Raw genomic sequence first — 8,944 nt, 5'->3', positions numbered from 1 at the left:
CGAAGCTCAAGGCCCACCTGAGACGCATGGGTGCCAGACCCTTCGACACCTTGTTCCGGGCCCTCGGAGACATCCGCGAGATGTTCGACCCGCAAGAGTGCTGGAACTTCCTCAAAACTGCCGGATATGCCTCAGATTAAATGCAAAACGATTTAAACCTGGAGAGGGGGCCGACGGGTGTCGGCTCTTAGCAGGTCAATAGCAGTGCTGCGGGAGCAACCGGTGATACGCCCGAACGGTCAGAACCATCACGCCTCGGGGCAGGAAAAAGCCGTTCAGACGTGCCAGGGTCTGCTGTATCTTTGGCTGCGCCGCTCCTTCCGGGGGAGTTTGCTCCAAGGGTTTATATTTTTATCCTGTACGCAGGATACAGAAGTCATTCTTGTCCAGAGGGGGCGGCGGGGTCCGGTGCGGCTGCAGGTCCGTTGGGGTGCTCTCAGAGGCTATCTTTTACGCGATCCCAGGTCTTGGCGAGATGGTTTGACATGGCTTCGCCCAATCGCTTTCCGTTCCGTTCGGACAAGGCTGCGACCATTTCCTCGTGATCTTTTACGGCGCCGGCCCAGTATTCAGGTTTTTCGTTTCCGATATAGCGAATACGCTTAAGTCGCGCCTGAATGTTTGCCTGGAATTCTTGCAGGGTCTCATTTTTCGAGAGTTCAGCGAGACGCGAATGAAACTCCTGATTCAATTTATAGTACGGCATACGGTCACGGGTACGGTAATAGCCCATCATTCGCTCGTGCAGTTCTATCAAACCGGCGATCTCTTCATCGGTTGCGGTTTCGCAGACAAGTTCTCCAGCCAGTTTCTCAAGGTTGCCCAGAACCTGAAGCATCGAGAAGACATCTTGCGCAGTAAGCTTGCGCACGATGCTGCCTTTGGACGGACGTACGATCACCAGTCCCTCGGCCGCAAGCGTTCTCAACGCTTCGCGAAAAGGAGTGCGGGAAATGCCCAGTTCGTCGATCAGACGCGCTTCGTCGATTCGTTTCCCTGGCTCAAGAGTTCCCTCGATGATCAGGTCGCGAACACGGCTGGCCACCTGATCGTGGAGGGAGCGGTTCGTGATGGCAATGGTGGACGACATTGCTAAACCTTTGGGTTGTTAACGTTTTTGGCGCGCTTGAAGGCGCGTCTGAAAGATATCCAAAAAAAACTTGTCGGTCTATACTTTGCAATTGTATACAAAATACATGTAAAAAAATGCGCAACGTATGTGTAAGGGAGAGGAGACCTACCCGATGAAAGCCTTTCGTAGTGGCATTTCTGCCAGTGTATTGATGGGCGCAGTGCTGGCCACGGCCGCGCCGGTTCTGGCTGATACTTACATCGTCGCGGTCGGTGCGGCGTCCAACAGCCTTCAAGGGCGCAGTGCCGCCAAATTCGCGGAAGATCTACAGGTCGAGTTGGGCGATACCCATACCGTTGAATTCTATGCGGATGGCCAGCTTGGCGATGAAAAAGAGCTGATGCAGAAGCTGCGGCTGGGCACTGTGCAATTCACGCTGATCTCGTCGATCATGACCAATGTCGCGCCGGAATTCGCCCTGTTCGACATGCCTTTCCTTGTGCAGGATCGTGCCCACCTGAAAGCGATCGATGCCGGGATCATTCAGACGGACCTTGCGCCGAAGGCGGAAGGGGCCGGTCTTAAAATTCTGTCGACATGGGAAAACGGTTTCCGTCAGATCACGAACAATTCGCGCCCGATCAACACCCCTGCGGATCTTGCGGGGCTCAAGATTCGCACGCCCTCTTCCGAGTGGCGGGTCGCAATGTTCAAGGAATGGGGCGCCAATCCGACACCGATGTCTTTCTCCGAGGTCTTCGTTGCGCTTCAGACGGGCACAATGGACGGCCAGGAAAATCCGTTGACCAACATCACCGGCGCCAATTTTCAGGAAGTCCAGAAGTACCTGAGCATGACCGGGCATGTGTATTCCCCAACCTACCTGACAACCGGACTGGGAACGTGGAACGATCTGCCCGGGGATGTGCAGGCTGCGGTAAAGACTGTCGCTGCGTCGATTCAGGACTGGGCTCTGGCAGAGGGCGAAGCCGCTGACAACCAGCTGCTCGACAAGGTCAAGGCTGCAGGCATGGAAGTCAACGTGGCGGACAAGGCGGCATTCATCTCGGCCTCCGCTCCGATTTACGAAAACTTTGCGACGCAGGTCGAAGGTGGGGCTGACCTCATCAGCCGTGCCCAGGCGCTGGCCAGGTAAGCCCCATCGCGCCCGTCACCGGCCCGGCCACCGCCCGCCGGTGACCTCCACACCCAGAGGGAGGCATTCGCCATGGTGGCGATATTCGAGAAACTGCTGCTGTGGCTTATAGAGACAATTTGTATCGTCCTTCTGGTTTCTTTGGCGTTCTCGGTGATCTATTCGACCACCATGCGCTATCTCGGGGCATCGCCGTCCTGGTACGATGAGATTGCCAGCGTCCTTCTTGCCTGGCTCACGTATTTCGGCGCGACTTATGCATTGTTTTTGCGTCAACACATGGGTTTCGGCAGCATTGTGATGGCTCTGCCGAAGCGGGCGGGCGTGGCGCTGACGCTGTTCTCGGAATTTCTGGTGATCGCGTTCTTTGCCGTTGTCGCCTTTTACGGCAACGCGGTCCTGGCCGCCGCGAAATGGGATTCGCTTCTCAGTATTCGCTGGATGACACTCGATATCGTTCAGTCGGTCATCCCGATTACCGCCGTCCTGATGATTGTCGGCACCCTTTTGACGGCGCCCCGTGTGGTAAAGAACGTCGTCGATGGCATTGACGTGGACCATGCCGAAATCGAACAAGCCATTGCCGACGCCGAGCGCGAGAATGCCGAAGCGGTCCGGAAGGATAAACGGGCATGATCCTTCTCTTTACCACCATCGCCCTGATCGGTCTGATCCTGATCAATGTGCCGATTGCCGTTTCTATCGGCATCGTTGCCCTTGGCGGTCTGCTGCTGACGCCCGGTGGCGCGACGCTCTACGACATGGCGATCGCGCTTTATTCCGGCGCAACCTCGTTCCCGCTGATCGCCATTCCGCTGTTCATCCTTGCGGGCAACCTGATGAACACGTCCGGCATTTCGGTACGGCTGATCAATTTTGTCACCGCGCTGATCGGGTTTGTCCGGGGTGGGCTGGGTATGGTGAACATCGGCGTCTCTATGGTCTTTGCCGAGATATCGGGCTCCGCTGTTGCCGATGTGGCCGCGACCGGCACCGTTCTCATCCCGGAAATGAAGAAGCGGGGCTACTCCCGGACGCTTGCGGCTGCGATTACCTCGTCTTCGGCATCTCTGGCCATCATTATCCCCCCCTCCATACCGATGATCCTTTACGGAGCCATCGCCGAAACCTCGGTGCTGAAGCTGTTTGTCGCCGGTGTCGTGCCGGGCGTACTGGGCGGCGGGCTTTTGATGCTGGTTACCTATCTGATGGCGCTTCGCTATGATCTGCCCAGGGCCGAGGGGTTCGATCTTTGCCATGTCTGGCGGAGCTTCAAGGCGGCATTCTGGGCCCTGACCATGCCGGTCATTATCCTCGGGGGCATTTTTTCGGGTATCGTAACGGCGACGGAAGGGGCGGGGCTGGCCGTGCTTGCGGCGCTTGTCATCGGGATCTTCATCTATCGCGACCTTGACGTGTCGCGCCTGAGAAAGGTGATTCTGGAAGGGGTCAGCCAGACCGGCGTCGTGATGTTGCTGGTGGCGACATCTGCGGCCTTGGGCCTGTTTCTGACCCAGGCCCAGGTGCCCCAGAAACTGGCACAGCAGATCACTGAACTGACGACCAATCCGCTTGTCGTGCTGGCGCTGCTCAACCTTCTTCTGCTGGTGCTGGGTATGTTCCTGCACGGGGCTGCGGCGATCATTCTGGTCGTGCCGGTCGTCATGCCGCTGGTCAATGCGGTCGGGATCGACCCGATCCACTTCGGGATCATGGTGACGCTGAACCTGGCCATCGGCCAGCAGACGCCGCCGGTCGCTTCGGTTCTGATCACGTCGTGCTCGATTGCAAAATCGGGGATTTGGGAAACCTCCCGCACCAACCTGCCTTTTATCGGCGTGCTTGCCTTTATTCTCTTGCTGGTCACTTATGTGCCGCAGGTGTCTCTCGCTCTAACGGGGTACATCCAATGACGAATCCGAAACCACGTCTCGCCATCATTCCCGGAGACCCGTCCGGGATCGGGCCGGAACTGATCGCCAAACTTCTCAATGAAGACGGTATTTGCGACGTTGCCAACATCGTTCTGATCGGCGACGCCCATGTCTGGGAACAAGGGGCACAACAGGCCGGCTTGCCTGTGGAGCTTGTCCAGACCGAGGAAGGCGCCATTGAAACCCAAGGGGGGGTCTCGTGGCTTCCTCTCGAAACGATCCACCCGGATGAGGTGAGGATTGCCGAGGTCACGGTTTCGGGCGGGCGGTCGAGTCTGCTTTGCCTGAACAAGGCGCTTGACCTGGCGGTCGAAGGCAAGGTCGATGGTGTACTATTTGCCCCGTTCAACAAGGCTGCGCTTACCCGCGCGGGTATGAACGCCGAGGACGAACATCGCTACATGGCACGCTATCTGGGCTTTCAGGGGTACCACAGCGAAATCAACGTTCTGGGCGATTTGATGACCACGCGTGTAACCAGCCACATCGGCCTCAAGGATGTCGCGGCGCACATCACGCCCGGCGCGGTGAAGAAAGCGATCGGCCTGGCTGAAGACACGCTGAAACGCGCTGGCAAAGCGCGGCCACATATCGCGGTTGCGGCTTTGAACCCGCATGCGGGAGACAACGGCAAGTTCGGGCGGGAAGAGATCGACATTCTTCAGCCGGTCATCGATGCGGCCCAGGCAAAACAGAAGAACGTCACAGGCCCCTGGCCCTCGGACACCGTGTTTCTGAAAGCCAGGCGCGGCGAAGTCGACGCGGTGGTGACGATGTATCACGACCAGGGCCAGATCGCGATCAAGCTTATGGGGTTTGACCGCGGCGTGACCGTTGCCGGCGGCTTGCCGATCCCGGTCGCAACCCCGGCCCACGGTACAGCCTTCGATATCGCCGGCCAGAACAAGGCCAATGTCGGTGCAACGGTGCAGGCTTTCAACCTGCTCGTTCGCATGGCGCGAATTCACCGTGCGGCCCATGTTGCCGCCTGAACAGGAAGACCGAGATGACAAGGATCGAGTCTATTCGCACACGCGTCTGGAACTGGACCGGGCCGACCGTTCCACCCGCCGGAAATTTCTGCACCAATGCCTCGGATTCGCTCTGGATGAAGGGGGACGCGATGGCCTCGTTCCGGTTTCATCAATGGTTGACCTGCGAAGTCGAGACCGGGGACGGCACCATCGGGATCGGCAATGCCGCACTTGCGCCGACGGTGGTCAAGAAGGCCATCGACGACTGGTACGCCCCGCTGGTTATCGGGGAGGACCCCTTCGATTGCGCCTACATCTGGGAGAAGATGTACCGCCGCACCCATGCCTGGGGCCGCAAGGGTGTCGGCATGACCGCGATCAGCGCCATCGACATCGCGATCTGGGACCTGATGGGCAAGCTTGTCGGCAAGCCCGTCTTCAAGCTTCTTGGCGGTCGCACCAAGGAGAAGATCCCGGTCTACTACTCGAAGCTTTATGCCGGGACGATCGAAAGCATGCAGGCCGAGGCCGAGAAAGCGATGAAAAACGGCTACACCGCCTACAAGTCGCGTTTCGGCTACGGGCCCAAGGACGGCATGCCGGGAATGCGGGAAAACCTCAGACGTGTCGAGGCCGTGCGTGAAGTGATTGGCTACGACAACGATCTCATGCTCGAATGTTACATGGGTTGGAACCTGGACTATGCGAAGCGCATGCTGCCAAAGCTCGAGAAGTATGAGCCACGCTGGCTGGAAGAACCGGTGATCGCGGACGACGTGGCAGGCTATGCTGAACTGAACGCCATGGGGATCGTTCCGATCTCTGGCGGAGAGCATGAATTCTCGGTGATCGGTTGCGCGGAACTCATCAACCGCAAGGCGGTCAGCGTGCTTCAGTACGACACGAACCGGGTAGGGGGCATCACCGCGGCGCAGAAAATCAATGCCATCGCCGAGGCCGCACAAGTTCCTGTCATTCCCCACGCCGGTCAGGTTCACAACTATCACCTGACCATGGCCAACGCGAACTGCCCGATCAGCGAGTACTTCCCGATTTTCGACGTCGAGGTCGGCAATGAGTTGTTCTACTACATCTTCGAGGGCGATCCGCAGGCGGTCGATGGCTACCTGCAACTGGATGACGGCAAACCCGGTCTTGGCATTTCGATCACGGACAGGCATCTCAAGCATTTCGAGATTTTCGAATGAGCTGGTCGGGTATCTGGCCCGTCGCACCGACGCCGTTCAATCCGGACGGTTCGGTCGACTACGAGGGCATGAAACGTGTGATCGACTGCATGGTCGATCAGGGCAGCGATGGCATCTGCATCCTCGCGAATTTCTCGGAACAGTTCCTGATCTCGGATGAAGAGCGGCGTAAGTTGACCGAGATTTCGCTGACGCATATGGCGGGCCGCTTGCCGGTCATCGTCACGATCAGCCATTTTGCGACCGAAATCGCGGTGGATCGGGCACGCCACGCCAAGGCCTGGGGGGCAGAGATTGTGATGATGATGCCGCCCTATCATGGCGCCCTGATGAAAGCGGCACCGGACCAGACGTTCGAGCAATTCGCGCGCGTGGGCGAGGTCGGCCTGCCCATCATGGTGCAGGATGCGCCCTTGTCCGGGGTCGACCTGCCGGTGCCGCTATTGGTCAGGATGGCGCGCGATATCGAGATGGTAAAGTTGTTCAAGGTTGAGTGCCCGCAAGCGGCGGCCAAGCTGCGCGCGCTGATCGACGAGGGCGGGGCGGCCATCGAGGCGCCTTTTGACGGCGAAGAGGCCATCACGCTTCTGGCCGATCTGGAGGCCGGCGCCACCGGGACCATGACCAGTGCCACGATCCCCGATCAGATCCGCCCGGTTCTGGACGCGCATGCTCAGGGTGACCGCGACGCAATGATCGCAGCCTATGAACGGGTGGCTTTGGCGATCAACCACGAAAACCGCCAATGCGGGTTCCGCTCAGCCAAGGTGGCCATGCGTGAAGGCGGGGTCATCGCCTCGGACTTCTGTCGTCATCCGGTCTTGCCCCTTCACCCCGACACCCGCGATTTGCTGCTGCGCCTGATCCGGCCGCTGGATCCGGTCGTGCTCCGCTGGGGCAAGTAAATGTATCGATAAACGATTGGACCAACCGATGACTTTTGAAACACATGGCAAACACTTGATCGCCGGCAAGTGGGTTTCCAGCGATGCAACTTTCCCGTCGCAACCTGCCTACGGGCCGGGGCGTCAGTTCTTTGTGGGAACAGTCGCCCTTGTCGATCAGGCCTGTAGGGCCGCCGAAGACGCGTTCTGGAGCTATGGGTATACAACTGCCGAGGCGCGTGCCCTGTTCCTGAACACCATTGCGGATGAGATCGAGGCCCGCGGCGATGCGATCACAGAAATAGGCAGCCAGGAAACCGGGCTTCCGGCCGCGCGCCTTCAGGGGGAGCGTGGACGAACGACCGGCCAGCTCAGGCTCTTTGCGGAGCATGTCCTGAAAGGCGATTACCTCGACCGTCGCCATGATCCGGCGCTTCCGGACCGGGTGCCTTTGCCGCGTCCGGACCTTAAGATTGTGCAGCGCCCGATCGGGCCGGTTGCCGTCTTCGGCGCATCGAACTTTCCGCTTGCCTTCTCGACGGCAGGTGGCGACACCGCCGCGGCACTTGCCGCAGGTTGCCCGGTTGTGGTCAAGGGCCATTCCGCCCATCCCGGAACAGGGGAGTTGGTGAGCGAGGCCATCCACGCAGCCATCCGCACCTGTGGCCTTCACCCCGGCGTTTTCAGCAACATTCAAGGCGGGCGTCGCGATGTCGGCACGGCCTTGGTTCAGCACCCGTTGATCAATGCCGTCGGCTTCACCGGTTCGCTTGGCGGTGGACGGGTGCTTTTCGATCTGTGCGCCTCGCGCCCCAATCCAATTCCGTTCTTTGGTGAACTGGGGTCTGTAAACCCGATGTTCCTGTTGCAATCGGCGCTTGCCAGGCGCGGTCGTGCCATCGGCGAAGGGTGGGCCGCATCGCTGTCGATGGGGGCAGGGCAATTCTGCACCAACCCCGGTATTTCTGTCGTGATAGACGGACCGGAAGCCGACGCCTTTTCTGCCACGGCGAGCGAGGCCCTGGGCAAGGTCGGAGAACAGACGATGCTGACCGACGGGATTGCCGAAGCATATCGCGCCGGTCGAGATCGTGTGGCCGCCGGCAGCGGTGTGCAAGCGGTACTGACCTCGATGTGTGAATCCCGAAACGCGACCCCTTATCTCTATTCGGTTTCCGGTTCCGACTGGCTGGCGGACGATGTGCTTGGCGAAGAGGTCTTCGGCCCGCTTGGCCTGATTGTTCGCGTTGCCAATGCCGAGGAAATGATCCGGGTCGCGCAAGGTCTTCAGGGCCAACTGACCTGCACGCTTCATTTGGAAGAGGCCGATATGCCGCTTGCCGGGCGGCTGATGCCAGTCCTGGAGCGTAAGGCGGGCAGGGTGCTGGTCAACGGGTTTCCAACCGGCGTCGAGGTTTGCGATGCGATAGTGCACGGCGGCCCCTATCCGGCATCCACGAACTTCGGAGCCACTTCCGTGGGCACGCTTTCGATCCGGCGTTTCCTGCGTCCTGTCTGCTACCAGAACATGCCGGAGGCGCTTTTGCCGGGGGGGTGCTGAAAAGAGGCGCTTCCGAGCCGCCCTTGACATCGAGATGTACCGGAAACATTTCACCCAGGCTGGACTTGCCCGAAAGAAGTGGAGAGCACCAACTGAGGAACCAGGAGGTGTTCTATGGGAAACGGGAACAGACCGACGCCGGAGTTTCGGCGTGA

8 protein-coding genes are annotated in these 8,944 nt (G+C 59.3%); 7 read left to right on the top strand and 1 reads right to left on the bottom strand.

What is annotated here, in order from left to right; translation table 11 throughout:
• Window positions 1-436: 436 nt before the first annotated feature.
• The gene (locus C8N32_RS14395) at window positions 437-1,090 is read right to left on the bottom strand and encodes a GntR family transcriptional regulator (RefSeq protein ID WP_107893668.1); all 654 of its coding nucleotides are present in this window, start codon (window positions 1,088-1,090) and stop codon (window positions 437-439) included.
• A gap of 193 nt (window positions 1,091-1,283) precedes the next feature.
• Here C8N32_RS14395 and C8N32_RS14390 point away from each other — a divergent pair, with 193 nt between their 5' ends.
• The 7 genes from C8N32_RS14390 to C8N32_RS14360 all read left to right on the top strand — a co-directional run bounded on the left by C8N32_RS14390 (window position 1,284) and on the right by C8N32_RS14360 (window position 8,789).
• Window positions 1,284-2,228: a TRAP transporter substrate-binding protein gene (locus C8N32_RS14390; RefSeq protein WP_107893667.1), complete on the top strand. Its 945-nt coding sequence runs from the start codon at window positions 1,284-1,286 to the stop codon at window positions 2,226-2,228.
• 72 nt (window positions 2,229-2,300) lie between these two features.
• Window positions 2,301-2,864 carry a TRAP transporter small permease gene (locus C8N32_RS14385; RefSeq protein ID WP_107893666.1) on the top strand — a complete coding sequence of 188 codons (564 nt, stop codon included), beginning with the start codon at window positions 2,301-2,303 and terminating at the stop codon, window positions 2,862-2,864.
• Window positions 2,861-4,141 (top strand): TRAP transporter large permease, encoded by a 1,281-nt coding sequence (locus C8N32_RS14380; protein ID WP_107893665.1) that lies wholly within the window; start codon window positions 2,861-2,863, stop codon window positions 4,139-4,141. The genes C8N32_RS14385 and C8N32_RS14380 overlap by 4 nt, the downstream gene beginning before the upstream one ends.
• Window positions 4,138-5,154, top strand: a complete 1,017-nt coding sequence (locus C8N32_RS14375) for a 4-hydroxythreonine-4-phosphate dehydrogenase PdxA (RefSeq protein WP_107893664.1) — start codon at window positions 4,138-4,140, stop codon at window positions 5,152-5,154. Before C8N32_RS14380 ends, C8N32_RS14375 begins: the two co-directional genes overlap by 4 nt.
• Window positions 5,155-5,168: 14 nt before the next feature.
• A complete protein-coding gene (locus tag C8N32_RS14370) occupies window positions 5,169-6,344 on the top strand; it encodes an L-rhamnonate dehydratase (protein WP_107893663.1) in 1,176 nt (391 codons plus the stop codon).
• Window positions 6,341-7,249 (top strand): dihydrodipicolinate synthase family protein, encoded by a 909-nt coding sequence (locus C8N32_RS14365; protein WP_107893662.1) that lies wholly within the window; start codon window positions 6,341-6,343, stop codon window positions 7,247-7,249. Before C8N32_RS14370 ends, C8N32_RS14365 begins: the two co-directional genes overlap by 4 nt.
• Before the next feature lie 28 nt (window positions 7,250-7,277).
• Window positions 7,278-8,789: an aldehyde dehydrogenase (NADP(+)) gene (locus C8N32_RS14360; protein WP_107893661.1), complete on the top strand. Its 1,512-nt coding sequence runs from the start codon at window positions 7,278-7,280 to the stop codon at window positions 8,787-8,789.
• Window positions 8,790-8,944 lie beyond the last annotated feature (155 nt).

Source organism: Rhodovulum imhoffii, assembly GCF_003046545.1.
GTDB lineage: Bacteria > Pseudomonadota > Alphaproteobacteria > Rhodobacterales > Rhodobacteraceae > Rhodovulum > Rhodovulum imhoffii.
This window is presented reverse-complemented; position numbering and strand designations above follow the sequence as displayed.

Coding starts and splice junctions, on each gene's coding strand:
- C8N32_RS14385 (WP_107893666.1), top strand. CDS start 2,301: ATGGTGGCGATATTCGAGAAACTGCTGCTGTGGCTTATAGAGACAATT.
- C8N32_RS14390 (WP_107893667.1), top strand. CDS start 1,284: ATGGGCGCAGTGCTGGCCACGGCCGCGCCGGTTCTGGCTGATACTTAC.
- C8N32_RS14365 (WP_107893662.1), top strand. CDS start 6,341: ATGAGCTGGTCGGGTATCTGGCCCGTCGCACCGACGCCGTTCAATCCG.
- C8N32_RS14380 (WP_107893665.1), top strand. CDS start 2,861: ATGATCCTTCTCTTTACCACCATCGCCCTGATCGGTCTGATCCTGATC.
- C8N32_RS14395 (WP_107893668.1), bottom strand. CDS start 1,090: ATGTCGTCCACCATTGCCATCACGAACCGCTCCCTCCACGATCAGGTG.
- C8N32_RS14360 (WP_107893661.1), top strand. CDS start 7,278: ATGACTTTTGAAACACATGGCAAACACTTGATCGCCGGCAAGTGGGTT.
- C8N32_RS14375 (WP_107893664.1), top strand. CDS start 4,138: ATGACGAATCCGAAACCACGTCTCGCCATCATTCCCGGAGACCCGTCC.
- C8N32_RS14370 (WP_107893663.1), top strand. CDS start 5,169: ATGACAAGGATCGAGTCTATTCGCACACGCGTCTGGAACTGGACCGGG.